This window comes from Shinella zoogloeoides (assembly GCF_033705735.1).
Classification (GTDB): domain Bacteria; phylum Pseudomonadota; class Alphaproteobacteria; order Rhizobiales; family Rhizobiaceae; genus Shinella; species Shinella zoogloeoides_A.
Genome location: NZ_CP131130.1, coordinates 519,207 through 546,195, shown reverse-complemented (window position 1 = coordinate 546,195; position 26,989 = coordinate 519,207). Strand labels below are relative to the sequence as shown.

The following is a 26,989-nucleotide window of genomic DNA, read 5'->3' as shown; positions in this document are numbered from 1 at the left end:
ATGACAAAGGAGAGGCGAGTGTCCCGTCAAGGCGGCAGAGAGGATGCGGCTCGCGCAAGGCCCCGGGCGTTCAGGCTCACGGGGCGTTGAGGCCCACGGGGCGTCGGGCCTACCGGACGCTTAGGCCCGCCGAACGTTCCGGCCCGCTGAGCGTTCCGCCGACCGAGCGTTCAAGCTCCGCCAAACCGTCAGACCCCGTCAGGCCTGGCCCCAAACCGCCAGACCCCGCCCCCGAACCTCACCGCGCCGGGATCGCCTTCAGGTAGGCGGCGATCGCCTCGCGGTCTTCCTTCGGCAGCAGCGCCATGTTCTTCTGCACGGAGACCATGGCGCCGCCGACGCTGTCGAATTCCGGCGTGAAGCCGGTTTCGAGATAGTTGACGATATCGCCTGCGCTCCAGCTGCCGAAGCGGCCCTCGACGGGGGTGATGTCGGGGATGCGGCCCTCGCCCTCCGGGTTCGGCCCGCCGGCGAGCCACTGGTCGATCTTCAGGCCGCCCAGCATGTCGCGCGGCGTGTGGCATTCGCCGCAATGGCCCGGCCCCTCGACGAGATACTGGCCGTGCCTGACCGTCTCGTCGGCATCGGCGAGCGCCACGCGCGGCGCCTCGTTGAGGTAGAGCAACTTCCAGCCGCCGAGCGCGAGGCGGATGTTGAAGGGGAACGGCAGCTCGTGCCCCGGCGCGACATTGCCGCTCTTCGGCAGGGTCTTCAGATAGGCGTAGAGATCGCCGATGTCCTTGACCGTCATGCGCGCATAGGAGGCGTAGGGGAAGGAGGGATAGAGGTGCTCGCCGTCGCGGCCGGTGCCGCGCTTCATGGCGTCGCCGAATTCCGCCAGCGTCCAGGCGCCGATGCCCGCCGTCTCGTCCGGCGAGATGTTCGGCGCATGGAAGGTGCCGAAGGGGCTCTTCAGCGCGAGCCCGCCGGCCAGCACCAGCTTCTGGTCGTCCGGCGCGCCCGGCGCCGCGTGACAGCTCACGCAGCCGCCCGCATGGAAGATGCGTTCCCCATTGGCAAGGTCCGGCTCGCCGGCGGCGGCCCAGGTCTCGGCCGGAAGCCGCTCGGGCGCCGTCAGGAAAACGAATGCGCCCGCGCCGATCGCGCCGAGCAGCACCACGCCGCCAAGAAGTCTTTTGAGTGCCATGGGCCCTCCCCGCCTGCGCCCGCCCCTTCCGACGAAGAGGCCGCGGCGCATAAACACAAAGGTTCCATCCCGGCGGCCGGCACCGGGACGGTGTTCATTCTTTCGGGATGATCCGGTCCACCGCGGTCACTTCTTGACGCGGTAGACCTCATGACAGCCGCCGCAATTGGGGCCGATCGCGCCGAGCGCCGCGACGACACCCGTCTGGTCCGCCGGAAGGCTCGCAAGGGCCGTGTCGGCGGCCGCGCCGAGCTTGGCGGCATGGGCCTTGAAGTCGTCCATCTTTTCCCAGATCGTCGCCTTGGCTTCCGTGTCGTGGCCGGTCTCGGAGCCTACGGGGAACTGCTCCGGGAAGGCCTTCGCCACCTCGCTCATCGTGGTCAGCGATGCCTTGACGACCTCTGCATCATAGGGCTTCTCGCCCTTGGCGATGCCGGAAAGCGCGCCCATGGCCCCGCCCACCTTCTTCATCATCTGCTGGCGCACGACCTGCGGCTCGTCCGCCGCCACGACAGCACCCGCGCCGATGACTGCAAGCGCGGCCGCGGCCGCCAAAGTCCTGAACTTCATGGAGTTCTCCCCGTTGCTGGCGGCCGGCCGGGGCCGCGCCGCCGATTTGCGATGCGCGGCCATGATTGCATTTTAGAAAATCCACGACAGTAAAATCTTTTTGATGCCGGCGACGCGCGGAACGCCACGGGCGGCCGCATCTTCAACGTTTCTTGATCTTTTATAAGCACAACTCGGGCATCGACACAGTATCGGTCCGAGGACCACCAGCATGCGGAACGCATTCCTCAAGACCCTGTCCGCCGACCTGCGGCAGATGCTGCCGTTCCATGTCTTCGTGCTCGCGCATATGGCGCTGGTGGTCGGCATCCTCACCTGGCATGCCGATTTCACGGCGGCGGCCTACCTGCAATATGCCGCGCAATTCGGCCCGGTCTATTTCCTGGGGCTTCCGGCCATTCTCCTCCTCGGCAAGCTCGTTGCCGGCGTGTTCCGCAACCCGAAGGCGCCGCTCGCCTGGGTGACGCTGCCGACGCCCGCGCTGCTCGGCCATCTGGCCGGCGCCGCCGCCGTCTTCGGCTCCGTCATCCTCTTCATGGGATCGTTCACGACGTTCAAGACGATGATGCCGGCCCTGAGGAACGGCTTTCCCTACGACCGCGTGCAGGCCGATCTGGATGCTCTGTTCTTCGGCGGCGTCGATCCCGGGCCGCGGCTGATGGCGCTCTTCGGCAATCCGCATATCCTCTCCATCCTCGAATGGAACTATTCCGTCGCCTGGACGGCCTTCGCCTTCGTGCCGCTCTTCTTCATCGTGCTGCGCGCAAGGGGCGCTTTCCGCCTGCGCTATTGCCTCGGCTTCGCCCTCGTCTGGGCGGTACTCGGCAATCTTCTCGCCTGCCTCTTTCTTTCCGCCGGTCCCGCCTTCTACGGGCACGTCACCGGCGATGCCGCGCGCTTCGCGGCGCAGTTGCGGATGCTCGACAATGGCGTGGTGGCGGCCTTCCAGACCTATCTGTGGCAGAACCATCTTCAGGACGTCGCGGGGCTCGGGACGGGCATTTCCGCCTTCCCGAGCGTCCATGTCGGCGTCACGATGATGAACGCCCTCTTCCTGCGGGAATTCAGCCGCACCGCCGGCTTTCTCGGCTTTGCCTATGTCTTCATCATCCTCATGAGCTCGGCGCTCTTCGGCTGGCACTACCTGATCGACGGCTATACCTCCATATTGGTCGTCCTTCTCCTGCATGTCGCGCTGAAGCGCCTGTTCGCGGCAAGGCCCGCGGCACCGGCCGAAGACCTCAAACCGTCCCCCAGCCCCGCCATACCGTGACCATGGCGATCGCGACGAGCAGCACGCCCGCCGCGCGGCCGATCAGGCGGGTGGCGGCGGGACTGCCGACGAGCGCGGCGCGGCTCTTGGCGGCGGCGAATGCGAGGCCGCCATAGACGGCAAGCTGCGTCGCCCAGATCATCAGCAGCATGACGAGCGTCTGGCGCCAGAGCGGCCCGAATTCCGGGCGCAGGAACTGCGGGAAGACGGCGAGCATGAAGAGATAGGCCTTGGGGTTCATGAGGCTCGTCAGCGCGCCCTGGCGGAAACGCGTGGCAAGGCCGCGCCGCTCGAGGCCATCGACGTCGCCGATGACGATGGAGCTGCGGAAGAGTTGCCAGCCGATGAAGGCGACATAGGCCGCACCGAGCACCAGCAGCCCGTTGAAGAGTTTCGGCGCGAAATGCAGCAGCATGCCGACGCCGAGGGCGGCATAAAGCGTGTGCACCAGACCGCCCGCCATGATGCCGAAGGTCGCCGAGAGCCCCGCCCTGCGACCGCCGGAAAGCGCGCTTGCCAGCACGAAGACCATGTCCATGCCCGGCACGATGATGATGCCGGAGACGAGCAGGAAGAAGAGCCAGAGGTTTTCGCTATAGGTCATGTCAGTTGGCCGTTGCCTTTTGCCGCGCCGCAGCCCTATGCTGCCTTTCGTTTCAAGCGCTTGAGGCGTGCTATAGCGAAGGCCAACTGACAGGGGTGTGTCAGTTGTGACGGAGAAAACCATGCGCAAGGCATCCCGGCTCTTCGAGATCATCCAGATCCTCAGGCTCGCCCGCCAGCCGGTGACCGCGGCCGAGATCGCCGAACGGCTGGAGGTGACGGCGCGCTCGATCTACCGCGACATCGCCGCGCTGCAGGCGATGCGCGTGCCGGTCGAGGGCGAGCGCGGCATCGGCTATATCCTGCGTCCCGGCTTCGACCTGCCGCCGCTGATGTTCACCATCGAGGAGACGGAGGCCGTGGTGCTGGCGCTCGCCCTTCTGGAGCGAACAGGGGACGCGGAGCTGAAGGCGGCCGCCAGAAGGGTGGGCGAGAAGGTCGCCGGCGCCGTGCCGCCGCCGCTGCGCCAAACGCTTTCCGCCCGCGCGCTGCACGCCTGGGGCACCGCGCCGCGCCAGCCCGAGGGCATCGACCTTGCCACGGTGCGCCGGGCGATCCGCGACGAGGAGAAGCTGCTCATCGACTACCGCGACGAATATGCCCGCGCCACCGAGCGCACCATCCGCCCCATCGCGCTCATCTACTATTCGGAAACGGCGAACATCGTCGCCTGGTGCGAGCTGCGCCAGGCCATCCGCAATTTCCGCGCGGACCGGGTGGAGGCCTGCGAAGCGACGGGCGGGCACTTTCGCGGCGAAGGCGACGGGCTGCGGCAGATCTGGATTTCCGGCTGGGCGGAGAACCGGGCGGCGACAGGTTCCTAAGCGTTTCACGCATTCCGGACGAAAAACCGCGATGCACTTTTGCGGGATTTGCCCTATTCCGGCCATTCCTCGCGCGGCCATTGCCGCGCGGCATGGATGACACGCAGGATGAACAGGGTCTCCCGCCCCTCGGTCATCTTCATGCAATAGGCGAGAACATAGGGAAGACCGCTCACCGATTTCTCGTAGGTGCCGCCGACCCGGCCCGGCCGGCCGACGGCGCGTTCGCCCAGCAGGACCGCCGCCGCACCGATCCGCGCGGCAACCGAGCGTGCCGCTGCGGGATCGTCCTTCGCGATGTGGCGGACCTGCTGCTTCAGGTCATCGAGGGCCGCGCTGGACCATCGGACGGGACGCTTCACGACCGGTCGCGCTCAGCCGTATCGATCGCGGAGGCGAGTTCGGACATGGCTTCCTCATGCGAAACCGTCCGCCCCTTGCGAACGTCCTCAAGGCCTTCGCTGATGCCCTCTACGATCGCCAGTTCCCTTGCGACATAGGCCGAGACCGCCTCGGCGGCGAGGAAGGAGCGGCTGCGGCGCGTGTCCGCCGCCAGCCTGTCGAGCTTTTCCTTGATGTCGGTGCTGACGCGGATCGTCATCGTCGTGCTGCTCATGGTGGCCATCCGTACTGGCTTGTGTACATGCCAGCACAATATCACACATCGGACGAAATTGAAAAACCCGTTCCTTTTCGGCAGCTGGAGAAGAAGGCTAGCCAAACAAAAACCCCGGCCGTTTCCGACCGGGGTTTCCAAAATCCGATAAGCCGAAAGCTTACTTCGTTGCGGCTTCGTAGCGCTCCAGGACGTAGTCCCAGTTGATCAGGCTGTCGACGAAGGCTTCGAGGTATTTCGGGCGGGCGTTGCGGTAGTCGATGTAGTAGGAGTGTTCCCACACATCGACGCCGAGGATCGGTTCCGCGCCGTGGACCAGCGGGTTCTCGCCGTTCGGGGTCTTGGAGATGGCGAGCTTGCCGTCCTTGACGGAGAGCCAGGCCCAGCCGGAGCCGAACTGCGTGGTGCCGGCGGCGACGAAATCGGCCTTGAACTTGTCATAGCCGCCCAGATCGCTGTCGATCGCCTTCTGCAGCGCGCCCGGCAGGCTCTTGCCGCCGCCGCCCTTCTTCATCCACTTCCAGAAATGGACGTGGTTGTAGTGCTGGCCGGCATTGTTGAAGAGGCCCTGGTTGGTGCCGTAGGACTTCTTGACGATCTCTTCGAGGGAGAGGTTCGCAAGGCCCGCTTCCTCCGCCAGCTTGTTGCCGTTGTCGACATAGGCCTTGTGGTGCTTGTCGTGGTGATATTCGAGGGTCTCGCGCGACATGAAGGGCGCGAGCGCGTCGTAATCGTAGGGAAGCGGCGGAAGTTCGAAAGCCATGATGGTGTCTCCTCTTTGTTTGCCGCAATTCCGAAGGCGGGCCGGTTTCCCGGCCAATGCTGGAATTGCTCTGGCGACGGAATTTTGTGAAGGAAATCCGTGAGCGGAACATAGGAGCGGCAACCGGAAGAGGCAACCGCCCGCCTTCCAAATTTTCCTGACATGCGGCAAAATCCTTCCCGTTTCGCGTGCCGGATCAAGGGCGGGCGGAACCCCTTTCCGATTCGCGGCGTTTCGCCCCTTCCCGCCAACCCGGAGCCCTCCATGCGCATCATCCCCCTTTCCGCCCTCGCCCTCTCGCTTGCCGCCGCCGGCGCCCATGCCTCTTCCTCCGATGCCTGGGAGGAATTCCGCGCGGATGTGGAGAAAAGCTGCCTTGCCAGCCTGCCGGAAGTGCTGGGAACGCCGAACGTCTTCGTCGAGCCGACCGGCACGCAATCCTTCGGCATCGCGGCGATCGAGGGGCTTTCGCCGGAATCGAAGAGCCAGATCACCTATGTCTGCATCTACGACAAGCAGAAGAAGACGGTGGAAGTCTCCCCGCCGATTGCCGCGGAATTCCTGCATGTGGTGCGGGAAAGCGAGCGCGAGGCGGCGGCGAAGAAGCGCGCCGAGACGGGGGACAATACGACGCAGGATGCGGCGGGGCAGGAATAGGGCAAGGACCTTGCTGGGCTTCGACAGGCATCGCTACTGGCGGCAGCCCGCTCATCCGACCCTTCGGGCCACCTTCTCCCCGAAGGGAGAAGGGAAAATGAGACGCTGGCAGCATTCCCCCTTCTCCTCGACGGGGAAAAGGGGCCGGCAGGCGGATGAGGGGGACCGCCGGTATGACCGAAGCGGCCTTCCCGCCGGCCTTTCCTCATTCACGCATCGCCGTTCGAATGCGCCCAGTCGAAATAGAGGTCGCGGGCCTTGGCGGTGATGGGGCCGTGGGGAAGGTCGCGGTCCTCGAAGCGGGTGACGGGGACGACCTTGGAATAGTTGCCGGAGGTGAAGATCTCGTCGGCGGCTGAAAAATCGGCCGGGGTGAGCGTGGTCTCGACCACGTCGAAGCCCGCGTCCCGCAAAAGGCCGATGACGCGGCTGCGCGTGATGCCGGCAAGGAAGGTGTGGTTGGCGGCGGGGGTGAAGACGACGCCGTCGCGCACCATGAAGATGTTGGACGAGGCGGTCTCGGCGACATTGCCCAGCATGTCGCGCACCAGCGCGTTGTCGAAGCCGCGCTTGCGGGCCTCCACCAGCATGCGGGCATTGTTCGGATAGAGGCAGCCGGCCTTGGCATCCGTCGGCATGCATTCCACCGTCGGGCGGCGGAAGGGCGAGACGGTGAGCGAGGAACGGGCATTCGGATCGCCCAGCGAGGCCTCGAACAGGCAGAGCGCGAAGCAGGTGGAGCCCGCATCCGGCGCCACGACGCTGATCGGCGAGCCGTGCTCGGCCCAGTACATCGGCTTGATATAGATCGCCGTCCTGCCGTCGAATTTCTTGACGCCTTCCCAGGCGAGCGCCTCGATCTCTTCCGGGGAGACGGTCGCCGCAAGGCCGAGCGCCTCGGCGGAGCGGTTGATGCGCTGGCAATGCAGGTCGAGGTCCGGCGCGATGCCGTCGAACCAGCGCGCGCCGTCGAAGACGGTCGAGCCGAGCCACATGGCATGCGAGGTGGGGCCGATGAGCGGCGGGTTGCCGGAAATCCATTCGCCGTCCACGAAGGTCCAGGTGGCGGAGCGCGGTGAGGTATCGACTGGCATGTTTCAAACTCCTTCCAGAGCATTTCCGGCAAAGGGCGGAGCGGTTCCGCGTCCGCCAATGCGAAGAACCAAAGAGCCGGAGCGGTTTCGCGGTTCGCGAGAAAAGCGGAAATGCCCTGGCCCATCAAGGCCCGACCGGGATGAGCGGTCAAGTCGCCCCTGCCTTCCGCCAGAGCGCGCCGCATGTCCATTCAAGATGTTGAATGGGTGCATCAGGTCTTGTCATGGATGGCCCGGTTGAGGGCCTTCCGGGTGCATGCGATAGAAGAGCAAAGGGAGACGGCCATGCGCGCGATGTACTACGAAGCCTTTGAAGCGAAACCGGATATCCGCGTCCTGCCGGATCCGGTGCCGACGCCCGGCGGCGTGGTGATCAAGGTCGAGGCGACGGGGCTGTGCCGCAGCGACTGGCACGGCTGGATGGGTCACGATCCCGATATCAAACTGCCGCATGTGCCGGGGCACGAGCTCGCCGGCACGGTGGCGGCGGTCGGCAAGGCCGTTACCCGCTTCCGCGAGGGCGAGCGCGTGACCGTGCCCTTCGTCTCCGGCTGCGGCCATTGCGGCGAGTGCCGCTCGGGCAATCAACAGGTCTGCGAAGAACAGTTCCAGCCGGGCTTCACCCATTGGGGGTCCTTCGCCGAATATGTCGCCATCGACCATGCCGACCAGAACCTCGTGCACCTGCCCGAGGCCATCGACTATGCCACGGCCGCCAGCCTCGGCTGCCGCTTCGCCACCTCCTTCCGCGCGGTGGTGGACCAGGCGCGGGTGACGGGCGGGGAATGGGTGGCGGTGCATGGCTGCGGGGGCGTCGGCCTTTCCGCCATCATGATCGCCGCCGCGCTGGGGGCGAACCCCATCGCCATCGACATCTCCCCCGAGAAACTGGACTTCGCGAGGAAGATGGGCGCGGTCGCGGCGATCAATGCCCGCGAGGTGGCCGACGTCGCCGAGGCGGTGCGGGAGATCACCGGCGGCGGGGCGCATGCCTCCGTCGATGCGCTGGGTTCGCCCGTCACCTGCTTCAACTCGATCAAGAACTTGCGCCGGCGCGGGCGGCATGTGCAGGTGGGGCTGATGCTGGCCGATCATGCGACGCCGCAGATCCCCATGGCGCAGGTCATCGGCCACGAACTGGAGATTTACGGCAGCCACGGCATGCAGGCATGGCGCTACGACGCCATGCTGGCGATGATCGAAAGCGGCAAGCTTTCGCCGCAAAAATTGATCGGCCGGCATATCGGGCTGGAGGAAGCCGTGCCTGCTCTGATGGCGATGGACCGGGCGACGGAGCTGGGGATCAGCGTGATTACGCGGTTCTGAGGGGTGGAGGGCGTGGATACCCCCTCTGGCCTGCCGGCCATCTCCCCCACAAGGAGGGAGATCGGCAAGAAGTGAGAACCTCACTCAATCAGCGACGTTGAAGATAGGCGAAACGTTGCTCCATCCAATCTCCCCCCTTGAGGGGGAGATGGCCGGCAGGCCAGAGGGGGGTGCCCCACCCGATACGGACAATTGACATTCACCGCCCGATAACCGCCAATCGACGGCAAGAGTGCAGGAGAATCGCAGCCATGTCCCATGCCGCCTATGTGTTCGACGCCTATGGCACGCTGTTCGATGTGCATGCGGCGGTGCGGCGGCATGCGGGGGATGTGGGGCCGAACTACCAGATCTTCTCCGAGATCTGGCGCGCCAAGCAGCTCGAATATTCCTGGACGCGGGCGCTGATGGGCGCCTATGCGGATTTCTGGCAGCTCACCGAACAGGCGCTCGACTATACGTTCCAGCGCATCGGCGGCGTCGATCCCTCGCTGCGGCAAAAGCTGCTCGACGCCTACTGGAAGCTCGACTGCTATCCGGAAGTGCCGGCCGTGCTGAAGGCGCTGAAGCAGCGCGGCGCGCATATCGCCATCCTTTCCAACGGCTCGCCCGCCATGCTGGCCTCGGCGGTGAAGAATGCGGCGCTCGATACCGTGATCGACGACATCTTCTCGGTGGATGCGCTGAAGACCTACAAGACCGCCCCGGCCGTCTACGATCTGGTGACGACGAATTACCGGCTCTATCCGAATGCCGTCTCCTTCCAGTCCTCCAACCGCTGGGACATTGCCGGGGCGACGAAATTCGGCTTCCGCACCGTCTGGATCAACCGGTCCAACATGCCGGACGAATATTTCGACCTCGGCCCGTCCCTGATCCTGCCTTCGCTGGAGAGCCTGTAAGATGGCCTGGTCCGCCGCACAGTACCTGAAATTCGAGGACGAGCGCACGCGCCCGGCCGCCGACCTTCTCGCCCAGGTGCCCGCCGATCTCCGGGCCGGCACGGTCTATGACCTCGGTTGCGGCCCCGGCAATTCGACGGAACTGCTGGTCAGGCGTTTCCCCGGCCGGGGCGTGCGCGGCGTCGACAGCGCGGCCGACATGCTGAAGGCGGCGCGCCAGCGCCTGCCGGGCGTGGATTTCGTCGAATGCGACCTTGCCGAATGGCAGCCGCCGGAGCCGGCCGCCCTGCTCTTCGCCAATGCCGTCTTCCAGTGGCTGCCCGATCATGTGGCGCTGATGACGCGGCTGATGGACGGACTTCGCCCCGGCGGCGTGCTAGCCGTGCAGATGCCGGACAATCTTTCCGAACCCTCCCATCTCCTGATGGAGGAAAGCGCGCTGGCCGGCCCCTGGCACAGCGCCTTTGCCGAGGGCACGCCGCGCCGCAAGCCGCTGCCCGGCCCCGCCGCCTATTTCGATGCGCTCGGGCCGAAGGCGGCGCGTGTCGACGTCTGGCACACCGCCTACAACCACCCGATGCCGGATGCGGCCGCCATCGTCGAATGGGTCAAGGGCACGGGGCTGCGCCCCTATCTCGACCGTATCCCGGCGCAAGAGCGCGACGGCTTCCTTGCGGATTACGAGGCGCGCATCGGCAAGGCCTACCGGCCGATGGCGGACGGGCGGCGCCTGCTGCGCTTCCCGCGGCTCTTCATCATCGCGGTGAAGGCCTGAACCTCAGATCTTCTCCACGAGAAAATCGATGAAGGCGCGAATGCGCGCGGCCAGATGCTCGTGGCCGGCGAAGACGGCGTGCACGATCTCGATATCACCGGGATTGAAGGCCTCCAGCACCGGCACCAGCGTGCCGGCGGCGATGTCGGGCTCGACATGGAAGCGGCCGATGCGGCCGAGGCCGAGGCCATCGAGGCAGAGCTGGCGCAGGATCGCGCCGCTGGAGACCAGCATGTTACCGGTGATCTCATAGGGCTCGGCGGCGCCCTCTTCCGACAGGAAGGGCCAGTCGTCCATGCTGCGGCGGAAGTTGAAGCGCAGGCAATTGTGGGCCGAGAGATCGGCTGGGTGCTGCGGTGTGCCGCATCTTGCAAGATAATCCGGCGAGGCGATGACGACCTTGCGGCTTTCCAGCAGCTTGCGCGCCTTCAGCGATGAATCGCGTAACGGCCCGGAGCGGATGGCGACGTCGGTGCGCTCGCCGATCACGTCGATCACCCCGTCCGTCAGCGTCAGGTCCAGCTCGATATCAGGGTAGAGCGCCAGGAAGGCCGGCAGCAGCGGCAGGATGTAGCGCTCGCCGAAGCCCACCGACGCATTGACCCGAAGCGGGCCGCGCGGCACGACCTTCGCGCCCTCGGCGACGATCCGCTCCGTCTCTGCAATCTCCGACAGGATGCGCCGCGCCCGGCCTAGATAGACCTCACCTTCCGGCGTCAGCTCCAGCCGGCGCGTGGTGCGCACGAGAAGCCGCGCGCCGAGCCGGTCCTCGATGCGGGTGACGAGTTTGCTGACGGCGGAGGGCGACAGGCGCAGCTTGCGACCCGCGGCGGAAAAGCTCTTCAGCTCCGCCGCCAGCACGAAGACCTCCATTTCGCCGGCCCGGTTATCCATGCATCACCTGTGAATTCACTTCACATATGCTTATCCACTGCCCCCGATTAACGCGCAAGTGGCCCTGCCCCATATTCCGTCCCGAACCTGATCACCCACCAACTGGACGCCCGGCCACCGGGCGCGGGGATTGAACCATGCCACTTGCCCTCCTTGCCCTGACCGTCGCGGCCTATGCGATCGGCACCACGGAATTCGTGATCGTCGGCCTGCTGCCGACCGTCGCCTCCGACCTTCACATCACCCTGCCGCTCGCCGGCCTTATCGTTTCCGTCTATGCGCTCGGCGTCACTTTCGGCGCACCCGTTTTGACGGCGCTTACCGGAAAGCTCGGCCGCAAGCCGCTGCTCCTCGGCCTCATGGCCCTCTTCATCGCCGGCAACGCGCTGGCGGCGCTCGCGCCGAGCTACGGCATGCTGCTTTCCGGCCGGGTGCTGTCGGCCTTCGCGCATGGCGTCTTCTTCTCCGTCGGCGCCACCATAGCGGCCGATCTCGTCGCGCCGGACAAGCGCGCCTCCGCCATCGCCATGATGTTCATGGGGCTGACGGTCGCCATCGTCACCGGCGTGCCGCTCGGCACCTTCATCGGCCAGACCTTCGGCTGGCGCGCCACCTTCTGGGCCGTGGCCGGCCTTGGCCTCGTCGCCTTCGCCGCCATCGCCCTCCTGCTGCCGGCAAACCTCAAGCGCGAGGAGCCGGCCGGCCTCATGGAACAGGTGCGCGTGCTCGGCTCCGGCCGCCTGCTGATCGTCTTCGCCATGACGGCGCTCGGCTATGGCGGCACCTTCGTGACGTTCACCTTCCTCTCGCCGCTGCTGCAGCAGGTCACCGGCCTTTCCGAAAGTACGGTCAGCCTCGTGCTGGTGCTCTATGGCGCGGCCATCGCGCTCGGCAATGTCGTCGGCGGCAAGGTGGCGGACCGCGATCCCGTCCGGGCGCTCGTCGTGCTCTTCGCCCTGCAGGCCGCCGTGCTGGTGCTCTTCACCTTCACCGCCCCCTCGCCGGCCCTGGCGCTCGTCACCCTCGCCGCGCTCGGCTTCCTGTCCTTCGCCAACGTGCCGGGTCTCCAGCTCTATGTCGTCGCCATGGCGCAGCGCCACCGCCCGGCCGCCGTCGACGTCGCATCGGCGCTCAACATCGCCGCCTTCAATCTCGGCATCGCCGCCGGCGCATGGATCGGCGGCCTGGTCGTCGCCTCCCCGCTCGGCCTCGGCGCAACGCCATGGGTCGGCGCAATCCTCGTTGCCGGCGCGCTCGGCCTGACCCTTGCCAGCGGCGCGCTCGACCGGCGCGAACGCAGCCAGCCGGACGCCGCCTGCCAGCCCGCCTGAAACCCTTCGACCGCCGGGGCGTTCCTCCAAAGAGCTCCGGCGGGCCACCAACCTCACAAGGAGAAAACCCATGAAAACCGTCAGGGCCAATGGCGCCCATATTCCCCAGCTCGGCTTCGGCACGTTCCGCATGCCCGAAGCCGAGGTAATTTCGATCCTGCCGAAGGCGCTCCAGAGCGGCTTCAACCATGTCGATACCGCCCAGATCTACGAGAACGAGGCCGCCGTCGGCGAGGCCATCCGGACGTCCGGCGTCGCCCGCGACAGCATCTTCCTCACCACCAAGGTCTGGGTCGGCAATTACGGCAGGGACCGCTTTGCCGCCTCCGTCGAGGAAAGCCTGAAGAAGCTGAAGACCGACCATGTCGATCTCCTCCTCCTGCACTGGCCGAACGAGGCCGTGCCGCTCGAGGTGCAGATCGGCGAACTCAACGCCGTGCGCGAGCGGGGCCTTGCCAGACATATCGGCGTCAGCAATTTCAACACGGCGCTGATGGCCGAGGCCGTGCGCCTCAGCGCTGCGCCGCTTGCCACCAATCAGGTCGAATACCATCCCTATCTCGACCAGATGAAGGTGCTGGAGGCCGCGGAGACCTATGGCATGGCGCTGACCGCCTATTACGCCATGGCCGACGGCAAGGTACCGAACGATCCGGTGCTCAAGGAAATCGGCGCGGCACACGGCAAGTCGGCGGCGCAGGTCGCGCTGCGCTGGCTGGTGCAGCAGCCGGACGTGGTGGCCCTCACCAAGACCGCGACAGACAGCCGGCTTGCCGAAAACCTCGCCATCTTCGACTTCGTGCTGACGCCCGGCGAGATGATGCGCATCCACAAGCTCGCCCGCCCGGACGGCCGCATTGTCAGTCCCGACGGGCTTGCTCCGGCATGGGACAAGGCGGCGTAAAAGGCACGCCTTACTTGAAAATCCCCTTCTCCCGTCGGGGAGAGGGGGACCCTAAGGGTCGGATGCGAGGCTTTTCCTCACCATCCGGCTTTAGCGCATCATGAATCCCGCCTGCCGTGTCGTCTCACCCGCCTGCCGGCACCTTCTCCCCGAGGGGAGAGGCGGATGTGGACCGGTTTGCCCTATGGCGATACCCTCGCCGCCCCTCGGGCCGGCTTCCCAAAGGCCCGCCGGCCGGATATGGGTGATGTGCCGCGCCGCGAGCGGCTGGGAGCCCTTCATGCAGACCTCGTCCCCGACCGTCTTTGCGCCGGACTGGCCGGCCATTGCCGCCGTCATCCTCGGCGTCACCGCCTTTTCCGTGGCGCAGGGGCTCACCTATCCGCTGATCTCGCTGACGCTGGAATCGCGCGGCTATTCGCCGGCGCTGATCGGGGTCAATGCGCTCGCCTTCGCCGGTGGGCTTGCAGCCTCGACGCTGCTGCTCGGCAGCCTCACCGCGCGCTGGCGGGCCGACCGGCTGATCATCGCCAGCCTCGTCGGCTGCTCGCTCTGCCTTGCCACCTTCGCCGCCTCCACGTCCTTCGCCGTCTGGCTCGGCGCGCGCTTCCTGCTCGGCTTCTTCGCCAGCCTCATCTTCATGCTGGGCGAAGCGTGGCTGAGCGCCGCATGCCCGGACCGGCTGCGCGGCCGGATCTCCGGCGCCTACGGGGCGGGCATGTGCGCCGGCTTCGCCGCGGGGCCGCTCGCCATTCCGCTGCTCGGCAGCGAGGGCGGGCTCGGCTTCGCGCTGACGGCGGTCTATCTCGCCATCGTCGCCTTCGCGACCGGCATGCTGATGTTCTCGACACGGACGGTGCCGGAGCCCTCCTCGACGGGTGCCGTCTTCCGCTTCTTCCGGGCGGCGCCCCTGCTCGTCGGCATGGTCTTCGTCTTCGGCTTCGCCGATATCGCGGCGATCTCCGCCATGCCGGTCTATTTCGTGAAGATGGGCTACAGCCAGGCCTTCGCCGCCGTCAGCGTGACGGTGCTCGCCCTGCCGACCGCCATCGCCCAGCCCTTCATCGGCCTGATGCTCGACAAGCTGCCGCGCGAGCGCGTGGCGCTGAGCGCCGTGACCGTCGCCGCCGCGAGCTATCTCATCCTGCCGTCGATGGAATCGGAAATCGCGATCCTCGCCGTCTTCGCGCTGATGGGCACGGCAACCTTCTCGCTCTATACCTGCGCGCTCACCATGCTCGGCGAGCGCTACAACGGCGCGATGCTGGTGGCCGGCAGCGCGGCTTTCGCGCTCGCCTATGCGGCGGGCAGCGGCGCGGGCTCCAGCGTCACCGGCGCGATCATGGAGGCCGGCGGGCCGAAGGCCGGGCCGCTCTCGGTCGGCCTCGGCCTTGCCGTCTTCACCGCGGCGCTGGTTCTGGCGCGGCGGCGGTAGAAAGGCCCCCTCTGCCCTGCCGGGCATCTCCCCCACAAGGGGAGAAGGAGGAGGCTTGCTCCCGTTCAAAATTTGAATCCCAAGGGTGCTGCACGGTAAGTCCCTCCCCCTTGTGGGGAGGGATTTAGGGAGGGGTGTTCCCGTGTAGCGCCCCTGCTGCGCGGGGCCACCCCCTCTGCCCTGCCGGGCATCTCCCCCACAAGGGGGGAGAAAGATGGAGGCTTGCTCATCGTCCGAAAAATCGAATGCCAAGGGTGCGGCACGGTAAGCCCCTCCCCCTTGTGGGGAGGGGTTGGGGAGGGGTCTTCAACCCCGCCCGATCAGACGAACTGGCTGAGGCCCGGAACCGAGGCAACGACTTCGTCGACCACGTCGCTGCCGGCATGCTCGCGGGCGACCGCGATGGTTTCCTTGGCAAGGCCGGTGATCTCGCCCATGCCGAGGCCCTGGCTCATCAGCTGCTGGCCGAGGCCCATGACGCCGCCACCGGCGCCGAGGGCGCTCATCAGGCCGCCGAGCAGGCCCTTGCCCTCGCCTTCGCCATTATACTGGGCGACGAGGTCGGAGGCGCCGGGAATGGCCTCGATCATCTTCGCGACCGGGCCGTCGGCCGCCTCGCGCTGCAGGAAACCGAGCATCATGCCGATCGCCTTTTCGGCAAGGGCGGCATCGATGCCGACGGCATCGGCAACGCGGGAGACGAGATCGTTCATGGAAAATCCTCCGAAGGAATTGACGTTAACGTCAAGGTAAATGAATTTGCCGGCAAACTCAAGCGAGCCCGGCGCGCTTTCCCATCTTGACCCCGCCATGGCAAGGCCTTGAAAGCGTGTTGTTTGCCTGCCGGACTATCCTTATAAACTGAGCACGACGATTCAATGAAAACATCGCCGCGGCGACGCCTTGCCGCGAATCGCAGAACCGGCAGCCCAAGGAGTTTCAACGTGGCGGATTCCATTCTTCAAGACGGAAAACTCTATATCGGCACCAGCCGCAAGCCGGACGACACGAACAACAAGCCCGAATATCTGGAGCTGAAGTTCGGCAATCGCCACGGCCTCGTCACCGGCGCGACCGGCACCGGCAAGACCGTGACGCTGCAGATCCTCGCCGAGGGCTTTTCCAATGCGGGCGTGCCCGTCTTCTGCGCCGACGTGAAGGGCGACCTTTCCGGCATCGGCGCGATGGGCGAGGCCAAGGACTTCCTGGAAAAGCGCGCCCAGCAGATCGGACTGGAACCCTACGACTTCCAGGAGTTCCCGGTGATCTTCTGGGACCTCTTCGGCGAGAAGGGCCACCGGGTGCGCACCACCATCTCCGAGATGGGGCCGCTCCTGCTGTCGCGCCTGATGAACGCGACGGACGCGCAGGAAGGCGTCATCAACATCGCCTTCAAGATCGCCGACCAGGGCGGCCTGCCGCTGCTCGACCTGAAGGACCTTCAGGCGCTGCTCAACTATATGGGCGAGAACGCCTCGGCGCTTTCCAACCAGTTCGGCTTCATCTCCAAGGCCTCCGTCGGCTCGATCCAGCGCGAGCTGCTGATCCTCGAGCAGCAGGGCGCCGTGCAGTTCTTCGGCGAGCCGGCGCTGAAGATCTCCGACATCATGCGCACCACCAATGACGGGCGCGGCGCGATCTCGGTGCTCGCCGCCGACAAGCTGATGATGAACCCGCGGCTCTACGGCACGTTCCTGCTCTGGATGCTCTCCGAGCTCTTCGAGGTGCTGCCGGAAGTGGGCGATCCGGAAAAGCCCAAGCTCGTCTTCTTCTTCGACGAGGCGCACCTGCTCTTCAACGATGCGCCCAAGGTGCTGATCGAGCGCGTCGAGCAGGTGGTGCGCCTCATCCGCTCGAAGGGCGTCGGCGTCTATTTCGTCACGCAGAACCCGCTCGACGTGCCGGAGACGGTGCTCGCCCAGCTCGGCAACCGCGTGCAGCATGCGCTGCGCGCCTATACGCCGCGCGAGCAGAAGGCGGTGAAGACCGCCGCCGACACGTTCCGCCCCAACCCGGATTTCGACTGCGCCACCGTCATCACCCAGCTCGGCACCGGCGAGGCGCTGGTCTCCACGCTCGAAGGCAAGGGCGCGCCCTCCATGGTGGAGCGCACCCTCATTCGCCCGCCGGCCTCGCGCCTCGGGCCGATCAGCGATGCCGAGCGGCAGGACATCATGAAGGTCAGCCCCGTCGCCGGCCTCTACGACGAGGATTTCGACCGCGAATCGGCCTACGAGATCCTGATGGCCCGCGCCAAGAAGGCGGCCGACGCCGCCGCGCAGCAGGCCGAGGCCGATCAGGCCGGCCAGCAGCCCTCCGGCGGCAGCCGCTGGACGCTGCCCGGCTTCGGCGACGAGGAACCGGCCGCTCCCAAGCAGGCCAAGCCGCGTGCGGGCTACCAGCGCGAGACGGTGGCGGAAGCGGCGATGAAATCCGTCGCCCGCACGGTGGCCTCCTCGCTCGGGCGGGCGCTGGTGCGGGGAATTCTGGGGAGCCTGCGGCGGTAGGCTGCGAGGTCTGGCAGGCCCCTCATCCGCCTGCCGGCACCTTCTCCCCGCAAGCGGGGAGAAGGGAGTTGTGGTGCTGCCGCGTTCCAGCTTCATCGGCGCGATTTTTGGGAGACCGGCAGCATCCCGCCGCTTGCGAGGTGGTGGCGGCGATTGGTCGTAAGCGCGGCCGCGATAGCCCCTCATTCGCCTGCCGGCACCTTCTCCCCGCAAGCGGGGAGAAGGAACATGTGGGACTGCCGCGCTCTTCTCTCATCCGTCCGATTTGCAGGAAACCTGTGCGGGATTCCCCTTCTCCCCGCCTGCGGGGAGAAGGTCGCGGCAGCGGGATGAGGGGCGGCGGCGTTGCCAATGGCTGTATCTGGTGCTACCCATATCCCGTTCGCAACACGAAAGAGAGGGCTGTGCCGTGAAGTTCGGCTTCCTGCCACATCGCACACATGGCCCTGATCTTGCCCTGCAAATGCGTTTGCAGGGCTGATCGGAACGAACACACCTTCTCTCTGGTCTGCCCTATCCGGCGATGCGGCCTTGCGCCCGCATCAACGCCCCTGCCCTTGCGCGCGCCTGACGGCTGACGCCGCGCCGCGGGGCCATGAAGACCAGAGAATTTCCATGTCGCTCATCAATATCCGTGCGCTCGGCGTCACGCTGTCCACCGACCTCTTTGCCAATCTCAACCTCTCCATCGCCGCCGGCGACCGCATCGGGCTCGTCGCCGCCAACGGGCGCGGCAAATCCACGCTGCTGAAATGCATCACCGGCGCCTTCGAGCCGACGACGGGCGAGATCACCCGTGCACGCGGCCTCACCGTCGGGCATATGGAGCAGAACCTTCCCGCCGGCCTCGAAAGGCTCACCTTCCGCGAGGCGGTGCTGGACGCCCTTTCGCCCGAGCAGCAGGAGAGCGAAAGCTGGCGCGCCGATGTGACGCTGGAGGAACTCGAGGTGCCCGAGGTGCTGCGCGAGCGGCCGCTGGCTGCGCTGAGCGGTGGATGGCAGCGCATCGCGCTCGTCGCCCGCGTGCGCGTCGGCGAGCCGGACGTGCTGCTGCTCGACGAGCCGACCAACCATCTCGACCTCGAAAAGATCGCCCGGATGGAGAACTGGCTCGCCACACTGCCGCGCGACATGCCGGTCGTCCTCTCCAGCCACGACCGCGCCTTCCTCGATGCCGTGACGAACCGCACGCTTTTCCTGCGCCCCGAGCGCTCGCAGCTCTTCGCGCTGCCCTATTCCCGCGCCCGGGTGGCGCTGGACGAGGCGGATGCGGCGGAGGAACGACGCTTTGAGAAGGACATGAAGACCGCCCAGCAGCTTCGCCAGCAGGCGGCCAAGCTCAACAATATCGGCATCAATTCCGGCAGCGACCTTCTCGTGGTCAAGACCAAGCAGCTCAAGGCCCGGGCCGAGCGTATCGAGGAGGCGGCGAAACCGGCGCATCTGGAGCGCTCGGCCGGCGCGATCCGCCTCGCCAATCGCGGTACCCATGCCAAGGTGCTGGTGACGCTGGAGGATTCGGCGGTGGACACGCCGGACGGCACGCTTCTCTTCCGTACGGGCCAAAAATTCATCTGCCAGGGCGACCGCATCGTGTTGCTCGGCCTCAACGGCACCGGCAAGACGCGGCTGGTGCGGCGTCTGCGGCAGGCGATCGAGGGCGCGGGCGAGCCTGGCATCAGGCCGACGCCCTCGCTGGTGCTCGGCTATGGCGACCAGGCGCTGTCCGACCTTTCGGATGGGGAAACGCCGCATGGCACGATCATCCACCGTTTCGACATGGGCGACCAGCGGGCGCGCAGCCTGCTCGCCGGCGCGGGCTTTTCCGTCGAGATGCAGGGGCGGCCGGTCGGGCAGCTTTCCGGCGGGCAGAAGGCACGGCTCGGCATGCTGGTGCTGCGGCTCGCCAACCCGAACTTCTACCTGCTCGACGAGCCGACCAACCATCTCGACATCGAGGGGCAGGAGGCGCTGGAACGGGAACTGACGGTGCAGGAGGCAAGCTGCCTCTTCGTCTCGCACGACCGCGCCTTCGTGCGCGCGGTGGCGAACCGCTTCTGGCTGATCGAGAAGCGCAGGCTGATCGAGGTGGACGGGCCGGAGGATTTTTTCGCGGAAACGGCGATGCTGGCGTGAGCGGGACTGGTTTCGCGAAATTCACCCCTTTCTTTCGTCATGCTCGGGCTTGTCCCGAGCATCTGCCACCGTCGCGGTTTTTCGACGCGTCGGCAGATCCTCGGCACGAGGCCGAGGATGACGCCGGTGGGCGGGGCAAGGGTTGTCAGCAGCCCGGGCGTCGCTTGGGCAGAGAGGTGGAAAGGCCCCGCCTCACCCGATACGCGGATCCCCGCGAAAATCCTCGCGGGAAAAGCCGATGCGCCTTGGCGGATGGTCGCAGAGAGCCTGCACGCCGAGGGGGGAGAGGCGGATGCGCCAGGTCTGGCGCTCCACCGGCCGCGGCTCGGCGAAGCCGGCGGCCGTCAGGAGGGCCATGTTGGTGCCGGCGGCGGGATCGCGCACCGAGCGGTAGAGGATGGCGGCGATGCCGCCCTGCCGCGCGCCGTCGGCCAGCGACTGGCAGGCGGCATAGTCGGTCGGATGCGTCCAGTGCACGGCGTCGCGGTCGAGCGGCGGCAAGGTGAGGTCGATGGCGCTTTGCGTCGCGACGGCGGCGCGGAATGCGGTGTAGTCGGCGGCGTTGCCCGGCAGCGGCGTTGCCGGCGATTCGGCAAAGAACAGCAGGCGGTAGAAGGCCATTTCGGCAAGCGCCGTCTCCACCGTCAGCGCCGCATAGTAGACGCCGAGCGTGCGCCCCGCCCGGCGGAAGCGCGAGCCGTGCGGATAGACGGCGCCGTAGCGGAAGGGCGTGGCCAGCAGATAGTCGAGCCCGGCGCATTCGGGCGGCAGGACCGGCTTGCTCTCTTCCAGAAGGTCCTCGAGAAGCGCCTGCTCGTCCAGCGTATCGACGAGCTTCAGGGTCGAGACGCGGTGCTGCGCCTCGACGAACCGCCAGACGCCGCCCTTGAAAGGCCGCGCCTCAGACGAGAGCGCGGCGGGCGTCCAGATAGGCAAGGACATCGACAAGGCCTGCAATGGAGACGATGCGGTCGACGGGGCGGGCGCCGAGCACGGTGTTGTCGGCCGTCATCCAGGCGCGGGCGACGCGCTCGTCGCCGCCGGTGATGGCATCGAGCGAGCGGAAGAGGCGCACGAGCAGCACGGCAAGCTCGAAGGGCTTGGTGCCGCGCTCCAGCAGCACGTCCTGCCGCTTCAGCCGCGAGACCGTCGCCTCGGAAACGCCGATGACCGCCGAGAGGATGCGCGCCGTCAGCCCCAGCCCGTCCGCCGCGCGCACGGTCGCCTTGGTGAGCACGGTGCCTTCGGCATTGGCTTGCAAGAGGGGTTTGCGCTGCATGGGGCGATCTCCTTTCATGGGAAACAATATAGGCTTTATATTTCCCATGACAAGATGCGATCTGGCCTCACGCCACCCGGACGTAACTCGTCATGCCGGTCTTCTGGTGCTCGATGATGTGGCAATGGAACACCCAGTCGCCGGGATTGTCGGCGACGAGGGCGAGCTGCACCTTCTCGTCCGGCAGGATGAGGTAGGTATCGGTGAAATGCGGGCGGACGGCCTGCTTGTTGGAGTTCATCGGCCGGAAGGCGAGGCCGTGCAGGTGCAGCGGGTGGGCCTGCGGCGTTGGGTTCTCGACGTTGAAGACATAGGTCCGGCCCGTCTTCATCTCGGCGAGCGGGGCGGTCGGGTCGCCCGTGTCGTCCGCCCACGGCACCTTGTTGATCGCCCAGAAATTATAGCCGAGCGAGCCGCAGATGCCGTCCTTCGGCCGTTCCTCCGCCGAGGCGCTGAGGATGAAGGGAAGCTGCGTGGCGGCGGACAGATCGGGCTCGGCCATGGGATTGGCGGCCAGCGCCGGCAGGTCCCTGATGTCCCGCTTCAGCGAGGCACCGGTGGCGCGGAAGGTGGCGAGCGTGGCCGGCTTCGTGCCGCGCAGGTCCTTGAGGACCGCGACCGCGCCTTCGCCGTCCGGCATGCGCAGCACGAGATCGAGACGCTGGCCGGGGCCGACAAGGAGATGGTCCAGCGCGAAACGCTCGGCCACGGGATTGCCGTCGGCGGCGATGACCTCGGCCGCCGCCCCGTCGACGACGAGGGCGAGGATGCGGGTGACGTCGGTGGCGGCAAGGCGCAGGCGCACGAGGCCGCCGGCCGGCGCGTCATATTGCGGCTCCCGGCGCCAGTTGGCGGTGCGAACGGTGCCGAAGGTGCCGGCGCGGGCGGCATCGCGCGGGCGGAACTGGGCGATGAACTGCCCGTCGCCGCCGAGCCGCCAGTCGCGAAGGTTCAGCACGATCTCGGCGTCGAAGACCGGGTCGGCCGGGTCCTCCACGACGACGAGGCCGGCAAGGCCGCGGCCCATCTGCTCCAGCGTGTTGCAATGGGGGTGATACCAGAAGGTGCCGGCATCGGGCGGGGTGAAGGCATAGTCGAAGCCGTCGCCGCCATAGACATAGGGCTGCGTGAGGAAGGGCACGCCGTCCATGCGGTTGTCGATGCGAAGGCCGTGCCAGTGGATCGTCGTCGGCTCGTCCAACTGGTTGTCGAGGCGCAGGTTGAAGAGTTCGCCGCGGCGCATGCGCAGCACCGGCGGGATCTCCGCCTCGCCATAGGTCATGGCGCCCTTCGTCGGGCCCTTGTCGGTGATCAGCGCCTCGGTGCGGCGGGCGACGAGCGGCATGGCGGCCTTCGCGCTGGCAATGCCGCCGAAATACCCGGCAAGGCCGAGCCCGCCGGCATAGGCCCCGGCGGCAAGAGTGCTCTTCAACAGCGTGCGGCGTGTCAGCATGGCGGTCCCTCCGGGTATGTGACCCGTTTCTAAACCTGAGGACAGCGCTCATCAATAAGCATGCTGCGACCAGATTGCCGCAGGCCGTTGTTGGGGTCTAGGGCCTACCGTTGCGGTCCTTCTCGGGTGCGGCGAGCTTGTTGAAGAAGAAGGAGGTGCGCAGCAGGGTGCGGAAGCGGCGGCGCCGCTCCCCGGCCGGCACGGCGGGGCGCGCGGTCATGCGCAGCGCCGTATAGGCCATGAAGGCGACGAGCACGACGGCGGTATAGAGGAAGAGCGCCTGCGGCCCGAGGAACTGCAGGAGGACGGAGGCGAAGAGCGGCCCGATGATCGCCCCGCAGGACCAGAAGAACAGCATGCCGGCCGAGACCAGCGCATGCTCGCCCTCGCCCGCATGGTCGTTGGCATGGGCCGAGCAGAGCGAATAGAGCGGCATGGCGAAGGCGCCGAAGACGAAGATGCCGACGAGGTTCTTCCATTCGTCGCCGCCGGCGAAGAGGGCGAGGTACAGCGCGGCGAATGTCGAGCCGAGCGTGGCGAAGAGGATGACGAGGCGCCGGTCGAGCCGGTCGGAATAGATGCCGAGCGGATATTGCAGCACCACGCCGCCGACGATGCCGGCGCTCATGAAGCTGGCGATCGCCGTCACCGACAGGCCGATATCGTGGGCGTAGATCGGCCCGAGATTGCGGAAGGCCGCATTGGTGAGGCCGACGACGATGCAGCCGACGGTGGCGAGCGGCGAGATGTTCCAGAGCTTCTTCACATCGAAGCGGATCGCCTCCGGCACGGTGGGGCTGGAGCGGTCGGCAAGCGAGATCGGCACCAGCGACAGCGACAGCGCCATGGCGATGATGGCGAAAATCTCGAAGCCGCCGACGCCGACGCCGGGAATGACATATTGCGCCGCCGTGACCGAGCCGAGATCGACGAGGCGGTAGACGGAGAGCGTGCGCGCCCGGTTGGCATTGGTGACGGCGGCGTTCAGCCAGCTTTCGACCGTGGCGAAGAGGCTGGCGAAGCAGACGCCGGCGACGAGGCGCATCAGGAACCAGAAGACCGGGTCGATGACCAGCACCATGGCGATGGCCGAGGCCGAGGCGATGGCCGCCATGGCCGAGAAGGTGCGGATATGGCCGATGGCGCGCAGCACGCGCGTCACATAGATGCAGCCGATGGCGAAGCCGATGGAATAGCCCGCGCCGACGAAGCCGATGACGGAGGTGGAAAAGCCCTCGTCGGAGGCCCGCAGCGCGATGAACGTGCCCTGCAGCCCGTTGCCCCCGATCAGGATGCCTGCGGTCACGAGAAGGGGAATCAGCGGGCGAATCGTGGACATGCGGCCACTATGGCGAAGGTTTTGCGGAAAGGGAGAGGGAAAGCGGCGGAGGATGCGGAAATTGTATGCAACGGCGGCGGATGCCATACCCCCTCTGCCCTGCCGGGCATCTCCCCCACAAGGGGGGAGATCGGCAAGACGCGAAAACCTTGCTCAATCAACAACGCTGGAGATGGGCGAGACGGCGCTCCATCCAATCTCCCCCCGTGTGGGGGAGATGCCCGGCAGGGCAGAGGGGGGTGGCATCCGCAGATCCGCCCTCCTTCCCTCACCCCTCCAGCAAATCCGTCATGACCCGCAGATGGTCGGCCGCCAGGGGCTTTTCGAAATAGCTCTTCACGAAGCTGTATTGCAGGGCGCGCTCGCGGTCCTTGCCGAGATGGGAGCTGGTGAGCATGGCGACGACGGGGGCGTGGACCTCGAACTCCTCGGCATAGCGGTCGAGGAACTCGAAACCGTTCATGACCGGCATGTTGATGTCGAGGATGATGGCGTCGGGCGTGTCAGTGCGCAGCGCGTCCAGCGCCTCCGTGCCGTCGAAGGCCTTCGTGACGCGGATCGACGGGTCGAACTTGCGGATCGTGTATTCGCAGATGAACTGGTCGTTCTCGTCATCGTCGACGACGAGAATGGAGGTGATCTTCATTCTATTCCCCATCGGGCAGTTCCACGATGAAGCGGCTGCCCTTATCCCTTGCTTCGTAAAGTGCGGTCCCGCCGAGGGATTCCGCGGTCTTCTTCAAAATATAGAGGCCGAGCCCGCTGCCGAAGGAGCGGTTCGGGTGCAGCCGTTTGAACATCTGGAACAACAAATGGCGGCTGGAGGGCGGAACGCCCAGGCCGTTGTCCTCCACCGACAGCCGCAGCCTGCCGGCATAGCGGAAGGCGCGGATATCGATCGCCGGCTCGGCTTCCTTCGGGTCGTGGTACTTGACCGCGTTGGACAGCATGTTGCCGACGACGACCTGGAATTTCGACGGCTTGCTGACGATTGTCAATTCTGGCGGCACATGATTTTCGATGCGGATACGCCGGACGTCGTCGAGATGCGACAGGGCATCCACCGCCTCGGCGACGAGCGCGCGCAGGCCCACCGGCCGGTCCTCCTCTTCCAGGAGGCGGGTGCGCGTGACGGTGATGATGTTCTGGATCAGGTGGTCGAGGCGGCGGAAATTGCCTTCCATGCGCTGGAGCATCTCGCCGAGCCCGGCCATGTCGCCCTCCGCCATCATCTCGCGCGAAATGCCGAGCAGGCCGAGCGAGGAGGCGATCGGCGAGCGCAGGTCGTGCGAGGTGCGGTAGGCGAATTCCTCCAGCTCGGCATTCGCCTCGATCAGCGCCTGCTCGTTCGCCTTGCGCTCGGAAATGTCGCGCACGATGCCGCTGTAGATCGTCGCGCCGTTCAGTTCCACCCGCGCGACGGCGAGGTCGAGCGGGAAGACCGTGCCGTCGCGGCGCCGGCCCTCCACCTCGCGGCCGATGCCGATGATCTTCGCCTCGCCGGTGCGGCGGTAGCTGGAAAGATAGCCGTCGTGCTCGCCGTGATAGGGCTCGGGCATCAGCATCTTCACGTTCCGCCCGACCACCTCCTCCGGCGCATAGCCGAAGATGCGCGTTGAGGCGGCGTTGACGGAAAGGACGATGCCGCGCTCGTCGATGGTGACGATGCCGTCCACCGCATTGTCGATGATGGCGGCAAGGCGGGCGCGGCTTTCGGCAAGCTCGCCGGCCATGCGGCGCGCCCGGCGCGAGGAGAGATAGAGATGGGCGATCAGCGCGCTGTAGAGCGCGCCGGAAATCAGGACGAGCGAGGACAGCGTCGAGCGGGCGGTGTTGTCGCCGCTGGAGAAGGTGATGCCGAAGGCCTTCTCGTAGCGCGCCAGCTCGTAATAGGTCATGGCGAGCAGCAGGAGATAGGTGCCGAGGCCGAGCGCGCCGGCCAGCGCGATCCGGTGGTAGCCGGTCGTCTCCGCGCCCACGAAGACCAGCACGAGGCCGAGCGCGACGAAGCAGCTCGCGCTCTGGAAGGACATGCGCGTATAGCGCACCCAGTCATGGGCGAAATCGAGCGCGATGGCATAGCCGATCAGCGCGGCCGCCGCGATGATGACGCAGGCCATGCCGAGCGCCACCTGCAGCATCCCGCTCCTGCCCTGCAGCGCGCGTTGCAGGAAGGCAAGGCCTGCCAGCATGAAGCACAGCGCGGTATTGGGCGCGATGCGGCCGGGCCGGCTGGTGCCGATATCGACGAAGGGCCGGTCGAGCAGCGTGTCGATGCCCGCATCGATGCTGAAGAGATGCTGGGCGAGCGCCAGCGCGCCATAGACGAAGACCATGAGGAAGAGCGCGGCCGGAAGACGCCGGAAACCGCGGCCGGCCAGAAGCACGGCGGAACCCATGGCGGCGAAGGCGAGCGCCGCATTGAACTTCATGCCGAAAAGAGCGGGATGGCGCGCGGCGAGCGCCGCCGGCTCGGCGAGCCACAGCGTCAACATGACGACACCGACCGCGACGCACCAAAGGCCCGCCGCGACACTCGCCTTCTGCCAGGACCCCTGCCCGTTCACCCCTGCCCCCTTGGCGCTTGCGACGCCGCGCGGACCTTAACCCGAAGGCCTTGCAGGGTGAAGAGGTGAAAAACTACCCCTATGCCGCGTCGTCGCGCCTGTCCGCGCCCTCGAGCCGCCCGGCCAGCGCCTGCAGCTCGACCGTAAGGGATTGCAGCGCCTCGATGGAACAGCCCGTCGCCTTGCCGATCGCCATGCGGATGGCGACAGCCTCGCTTTGCATGGCGCGGCCCTTGTCGGTGAGGGTGACGAGAACCTGCCGCTCGTCGGCCTTGTCGCGGGCGCGGTGGATGTAGCCCGCCGCCTCCAGGCGCTTGAGCAGCGGCGAGAGCGTGCCGGAATCGAGCCCCAGCGTCTCGCCGAGCGCCTTGACCGTGCGGCCATCCTCCTCCCACAGCGTCATCAGCGCGATATATTGCGGATAGGTGAGGCCATAGGGATCGAGCAGCGGCTTGTAGGTGCGGTTGAGCGCATGGGCCGCGGAATAGACGGCGAAACAGAGCTGCTGGTCGAGGGCCAGCATGCCCGGCGCAATGTCGTTCGTCTCAGCTTCGTCACGTTTGTCGCTCATGCTGCCATTCTCGCATAAACGGC

The 26,989-nt window shown here is 66.7% G+C and carries 27 protein-coding genes; 11 read left to right on the top strand and 16 right to left on the bottom strand.

What is annotated here, in order from left to right:
• Nucleotides 1-238: 238 nt before the first annotated feature.
• Together ShzoTeo12_RS02690 and ShzoTeo12_RS02685 are read right to left on the bottom strand one after the other, a co-directional pair.
• Complete coding sequence (locus tag ShzoTeo12_RS02690) at nt 239-1,147, bottom strand: cytochrome c (protein ID WP_318911195.1); 909 nt, start codon at nt 1,145-1,147, stop codon at nt 239-241.
• Nucleotides 1,148-1,273: 126 nt separating this feature from the next.
• Nucleotides 1,274-1,717: a c-type cytochrome gene (locus ShzoTeo12_RS02685; RefSeq protein WP_318911194.1), complete on the bottom strand. Its 444-nt coding sequence runs from the start codon at nt 1,715-1,717 to the stop codon at nt 1,274-1,276.
• Between the two features lie 211 nt (nt 1,718-1,928).
• On the opposite strand from ShzoTeo12_RS02685, the gene ShzoTeo12_RS02680 reads away from it, so the two are divergent.
• A complete protein-coding gene (locus ShzoTeo12_RS02680; protein ID WP_318911193.1) occupies nt 1,929-2,990 on the top strand; it encodes a phosphatase PAP2 family protein in 1,062 nt (353 codons plus the stop codon).
• Here the strand turns inward: ShzoTeo12_RS02680 and ShzoTeo12_RS02675 are convergent.
• Entirely contained in the window at nt 2,959-3,594 is a 636-nt protein-coding gene (locus ShzoTeo12_RS02675) for a LysE family translocator (protein ID WP_318911192.1), read from the bottom strand. The genes ShzoTeo12_RS02680 and ShzoTeo12_RS02675 overlap by 32 nt on opposite strands.
• A gap of 121 nt (nt 3,595-3,715) precedes the next feature.
• Between ShzoTeo12_RS02675 and ShzoTeo12_RS02670 the strand changes: the two genes are divergently transcribed.
• Nucleotides 3,716-4,417, top strand: a complete 702-nt coding sequence (locus tag ShzoTeo12_RS02670; RefSeq protein ID WP_318911191.1) for a YafY family protein — start codon at nt 3,716-3,718, stop codon at nt 4,415-4,417.
• Between the two features lie 53 nt (nt 4,418-4,470).
• Here the strand turns inward: ShzoTeo12_RS02670 and ShzoTeo12_RS02665 are convergent, their stop codons facing one another.
• The 3 genes from ShzoTeo12_RS02665 to ShzoTeo12_RS02655 form a co-directional block, all read right to left on the bottom strand.
• A complete protein-coding gene (locus tag ShzoTeo12_RS02665) occupies nt 4,471-4,779 on the bottom strand; it encodes a type II toxin-antitoxin system RelE/ParE family toxin (protein ID WP_318911190.1) in 309 nt (102 codons plus the stop codon).
• Nucleotides 4,776-5,033, bottom strand: coding sequence for a CopG family ribbon-helix-helix protein (locus ShzoTeo12_RS02660; RefSeq protein WP_318911189.1), 258 nt, complete (start codon nt 5,031-5,033; stop codon nt 4,776-4,778). Before ShzoTeo12_RS02660 ends, ShzoTeo12_RS02665 begins: the two co-directional genes overlap by 4 nt.
• Nucleotides 5,034-5,193: 160 nt before the next feature.
• Nucleotides 5,194-5,796, bottom strand: a complete 603-nt coding sequence (locus tag ShzoTeo12_RS02655) for a superoxide dismutase (protein WP_119258180.1) — start codon at nt 5,794-5,796, stop codon at nt 5,194-5,196.
• Nucleotides 5,797-6,060: 264 nt separating this feature from the next.
• Here ShzoTeo12_RS02655 and ShzoTeo12_RS02650 point away from each other — a divergent pair, with 264 nt between their 5' ends.
• On the top strand, nt 6,061-6,453 hold the full coding sequence (locus ShzoTeo12_RS02650; protein WP_318911188.1) for a hypothetical protein: 393 nt from the start codon (nt 6,061-6,063) through the stop codon (nt 6,451-6,453).
• A gap of 209 nt (nt 6,454-6,662) precedes the next feature.
• Here ShzoTeo12_RS02650 and ShzoTeo12_RS02645 read toward each other — a convergent pair whose 3' ends face one another.
• Nucleotides 6,663-7,547 (bottom strand): branched-chain amino acid aminotransferase, encoded by an 885-nt coding sequence (locus ShzoTeo12_RS02645; RefSeq protein WP_318911187.1) that lies wholly within the window; start codon nt 7,545-7,547, stop codon nt 6,663-6,665.
• A gap of 285 nt (nt 7,548-7,832) precedes the next feature.
• Here ShzoTeo12_RS02645 and ShzoTeo12_RS02640 point away from each other — a divergent pair, with 285 nt between their 5' ends.
• The 3 genes from ShzoTeo12_RS02640 to tam all read left to right on the top strand — a co-directional run bounded on the left by ShzoTeo12_RS02640 (nt 7,833) and on the right by tam (nt 10,550).
• Nucleotides 7,833-8,873, top strand: a complete 1,041-nt coding sequence (locus tag ShzoTeo12_RS02640) for a zinc-dependent alcohol dehydrogenase family protein (protein ID WP_318911186.1) — start codon at nt 7,833-7,835, stop codon at nt 8,871-8,873.
• A 251-nt stretch (nt 8,874-9,124) separates the two neighbouring features.
• A complete protein-coding gene (locus ShzoTeo12_RS02635; protein WP_318911185.1) occupies nt 9,125-9,775 on the top strand; it encodes a haloacid dehalogenase type II in 651 nt (216 codons plus the stop codon).
• A 1-nt stretch (nt 9,776) separates the two neighbouring features.
• Entirely contained in the window at nt 9,777-10,550 is a 774-nt protein-coding gene (tam, locus tag ShzoTeo12_RS02630; RefSeq protein ID WP_318911184.1) for a trans-aconitate 2-methyltransferase, read from the top strand.
• A gap of 3 nt (nt 10,551-10,553) precedes the next feature.
• On the opposite strand, the gene ShzoTeo12_RS02625 is transcribed toward tam, so the two are convergent.
• Complete coding sequence (locus ShzoTeo12_RS02625; RefSeq protein WP_318911183.1) at nt 10,554-11,444, bottom strand: LysR family transcriptional regulator; 891 nt, start codon at nt 11,442-11,444, stop codon at nt 10,554-10,556.
• A gap of 137 nt (nt 11,445-11,581) precedes the next feature.
• On the opposite strand from ShzoTeo12_RS02625, the gene ShzoTeo12_RS02620 reads away from it, so the two are divergent.
• The 3 genes from ShzoTeo12_RS02620 (at nt 11,582) to ShzoTeo12_RS02610 (ending at nt 15,114) form a co-directional block, all read left to right on the top strand.
• Nucleotides 11,582-12,775 carry an MFS transporter gene (locus ShzoTeo12_RS02620; RefSeq protein WP_318911182.1) on the top strand — a complete coding sequence of 398 codons (1,194 nt, stop codon included), beginning with the start codon at nt 11,582-11,584 and terminating at the stop codon, nt 12,773-12,775.
• A 70-nt stretch (nt 12,776-12,845) separates the two neighbouring features.
• Nucleotides 12,846-13,679, top strand: a complete 834-nt coding sequence (locus ShzoTeo12_RS02615) for an aldo/keto reductase (protein ID WP_318911181.1) — start codon at nt 12,846-12,848, stop codon at nt 13,677-13,679.
• A gap of 280 nt (nt 13,680-13,959) precedes the next feature.
• Nucleotides 13,960-15,114, top strand: a complete 1,155-nt coding sequence (locus ShzoTeo12_RS02610) for an MFS transporter (protein WP_318911180.1) — start codon at nt 13,960-13,962, stop codon at nt 15,112-15,114.
• A 320-nt stretch (nt 15,115-15,434) separates the two neighbouring features.
• Here the strand turns inward: ShzoTeo12_RS02610 and ShzoTeo12_RS02605 are convergent, their stop codons facing one another.
• Entirely contained in the window at nt 15,435-15,827 is a 393-nt protein-coding gene (locus ShzoTeo12_RS02605; RefSeq protein ID WP_119258171.1) for a hypothetical protein, read from the bottom strand.
• Nucleotides 15,828-16,070: 243 nt separating this feature from the next.
• Here ShzoTeo12_RS02605 and ShzoTeo12_RS02600 point away from each other — a divergent pair, with 243 nt between their 5' ends.
• Nucleotides 16,071-17,621: a helicase HerA-like C-terminal domain-containing protein gene (locus ShzoTeo12_RS02600; RefSeq protein ID WP_119258234.1), complete on the top strand. Its 1,551-nt coding sequence runs from the start codon at nt 16,071-16,073 to the stop codon at nt 17,619-17,621.
• A 615-nt stretch (nt 17,622-18,236) separates the two neighbouring features.
• Nucleotides 18,237-19,757: an ABC-F family ATP-binding cassette domain-containing protein gene (locus tag ShzoTeo12_RS02595; RefSeq protein WP_318911179.1), complete on the top strand. Its 1,521-nt coding sequence runs from the start codon at nt 18,237-18,239 to the stop codon at nt 19,755-19,757.
• A 192-nt stretch (nt 19,758-19,949) separates the two neighbouring features.
• On the opposite strand, the gene ShzoTeo12_RS02590 is transcribed toward ShzoTeo12_RS02595, so the two are convergent.
• From ShzoTeo12_RS02590 to ShzoTeo12_RS02560, 7 genes are all read right to left on the bottom strand, one after another.
• Nucleotides 19,950-20,699 (bottom strand): RES family NAD+ phosphorylase, encoded by a 750-nt coding sequence (locus tag ShzoTeo12_RS02590; RefSeq protein ID WP_318911178.1) that lies wholly within the window; start codon nt 20,697-20,699, stop codon nt 19,950-19,952.
• A complete protein-coding gene (locus tag ShzoTeo12_RS02585) occupies nt 20,659-21,036 on the bottom strand; it encodes an MbcA/ParS/Xre antitoxin family protein (RefSeq protein ID WP_119258167.1) in 378 nt (125 codons plus the stop codon). The genes ShzoTeo12_RS02590 and ShzoTeo12_RS02585 overlap by 41 nt, the downstream gene beginning before the upstream one ends.
• Nucleotides 21,037-21,103: 67 nt before the next feature.
• Nucleotides 21,104-22,489, bottom strand: a complete 1,386-nt coding sequence (locus ShzoTeo12_RS02580) for a multicopper oxidase family protein (protein ID WP_318911177.1) — start codon at nt 22,487-22,489, stop codon at nt 21,104-21,106.
• A gap of 97 nt (nt 22,490-22,586) precedes the next feature.
• Nucleotides 22,587-23,828 carry an MFS transporter gene (locus tag ShzoTeo12_RS02575; RefSeq protein WP_318911176.1) on the bottom strand — a complete coding sequence of 414 codons (1,242 nt, stop codon included), beginning with the start codon at nt 23,826-23,828 and terminating at the stop codon, nt 22,587-22,589.
• A 268-nt stretch (nt 23,829-24,096) separates the two neighbouring features.
• Nucleotides 24,097-24,474, bottom strand: coding sequence for a response regulator (locus tag ShzoTeo12_RS02570; protein ID WP_318911175.1), 378 nt, complete (start codon nt 24,472-24,474; stop codon nt 24,097-24,099).
• A 1-nt stretch (nt 24,475) separates the two neighbouring features.
• On the bottom strand, nt 24,476-26,395 hold the full coding sequence (locus tag ShzoTeo12_RS02565) for a PAS domain-containing sensor histidine kinase (RefSeq protein WP_318911174.1): 1,920 nt from the start codon (nt 26,393-26,395) through the stop codon (nt 24,476-24,478).
• Between the two features lie 79 nt (nt 26,396-26,474).
• The gene (locus tag ShzoTeo12_RS02560; protein WP_119258162.1) at nt 26,475-26,966 is read right to left on the bottom strand and encodes a MarR family winged helix-turn-helix transcriptional regulator; all 492 of its coding nucleotides are present in this window, start codon (nt 26,964-26,966) and stop codon (nt 26,475-26,477) included.
• Between the last annotated feature and the right edge of the window lie 23 nt (nt 26,967-26,989).

Bases quoted from the DNA above. Each gene is read 5' to 3' on its own strand.
- ShzoTeo12_RS02620 (WP_318911182.1), top strand. From the start codon at position 11,582: ATGCCACTTGCCCTCCTTGCCCTGACCGTCGCGGCCTATGCGATCGGC.
- tam (WP_318911184.1), top strand. From the start codon at position 9,777: ATGGCCTGGTCCGCCGCACAGTACCTGAAATTCGAGGACGAGCGCACG.
- ShzoTeo12_RS02605 (WP_119258171.1), bottom strand. From the start codon at position 15,827: ATGAACGATCTCGTCTCCCGCGTTGCCGATGCCGTCGGCATCGATGCC.
- ShzoTeo12_RS02590 (WP_318911178.1), bottom strand. From the start codon at position 20,699: ATGTCCTTGCCTATCTGGACGCCCGCCGCGCTCTCGTCTGAGGCGCGG.
- ShzoTeo12_RS02610 (WP_318911180.1), top strand. From the start codon at position 13,960: ATGCAGACCTCGTCCCCGACCGTCTTTGCGCCGGACTGGCCGGCCATT.
- ShzoTeo12_RS02680 (WP_318911193.1), top strand. From the start codon at position 1,929: ATGCGGAACGCATTCCTCAAGACCCTGTCCGCCGACCTGCGGCAGATG.
- ShzoTeo12_RS02570 (WP_318911175.1), bottom strand. From the start codon at position 24,474: ATGAAGATCACCTCCATTCTCGTCGTCGACGATGACGAGAACGACCAG.
- ShzoTeo12_RS02615 (WP_318911181.1), top strand. From the start codon at position 12,846: ATGAAAACCGTCAGGGCCAATGGCGCCCATATTCCCCAGCTCGGCTTC.
- ShzoTeo12_RS02585 (WP_119258167.1), bottom strand. From the start codon at position 21,036: ATGCAGCGCAAACCCCTCTTGCAAGCCAATGCCGAAGGCACCGTGCTC.
- ShzoTeo12_RS02580 (WP_318911177.1), bottom strand. From the start codon at position 22,489: ATGCTGACACGCCGCACGCTGTTGAAGAGCACTCTTGCCGCCGGGGCC.
- ShzoTeo12_RS02625 (WP_318911183.1), bottom strand. From the start codon at position 11,444: ATGGATAACCGGGCCGGCGAAATGGAGGTCTTCGTGCTGGCGGCGGAG.
- ShzoTeo12_RS02645 (WP_318911187.1), bottom strand. From the start codon at position 7,547: ATGCCAGTCGATACCTCACCGCGCTCCGCCACCTGGACCTTCGTGGAC.
- ShzoTeo12_RS02640 (WP_318911186.1), top strand. From the start codon at position 7,833: ATGCGCGCGATGTACTACGAAGCCTTTGAAGCGAAACCGGATATCCGC.
- ShzoTeo12_RS02575 (WP_318911176.1), bottom strand. From the start codon at position 23,828: ATGTCCACGATTCGCCCGCTGATTCCCCTTCTCGTGACCGCAGGCATC.
- ShzoTeo12_RS02670 (WP_318911191.1), top strand. From the start codon at position 3,716: ATGCGCAAGGCATCCCGGCTCTTCGAGATCATCCAGATCCTCAGGCTC.
- ShzoTeo12_RS02595 (WP_318911179.1), top strand. From the start codon at position 18,237: ATGTCGCTCATCAATATCCGTGCGCTCGGCGTCACGCTGTCCACCGAC.
- ShzoTeo12_RS02675 (WP_318911192.1), bottom strand. From the start codon at position 3,594: ATGACCTATAGCGAAAACCTCTGGCTCTTCTTCCTGCTCGTCTCCGGC.
- ShzoTeo12_RS02685 (WP_318911194.1), bottom strand. From the start codon at position 1,717: ATGAAGTTCAGGACTTTGGCGGCCGCGGCCGCGCTTGCAGTCATCGGC.
- ShzoTeo12_RS02660 (WP_318911189.1), bottom strand. From the start codon at position 5,033: ATGAGCAGCACGACGATGACGATCCGCGTCAGCACCGACATCAAGGAA.
- ShzoTeo12_RS02635 (WP_318911185.1), top strand. From the start codon at position 9,125: ATGTCCCATGCCGCCTATGTGTTCGACGCCTATGGCACGCTGTTCGAT.
- ShzoTeo12_RS02650 (WP_318911188.1), top strand. From the start codon at position 6,061: ATGCGCATCATCCCCCTTTCCGCCCTCGCCCTCTCGCTTGCCGCCGCC.
- ShzoTeo12_RS02655 (WP_119258180.1), bottom strand. From the start codon at position 5,796: ATGGCTTTCGAACTTCCGCCGCTTCCCTACGATTACGACGCGCTCGCG.
- ShzoTeo12_RS02690 (WP_318911195.1), bottom strand. From the start codon at position 1,147: ATGGCACTCAAAAGACTTCTTGGCGGCGTGGTGCTGCTCGGCGCGATC.
- ShzoTeo12_RS02560 (WP_119258162.1), bottom strand. From the start codon at position 26,966: ATGAGCGACAAACGTGACGAAGCTGAGACGAACGACATTGCGCCGGGC.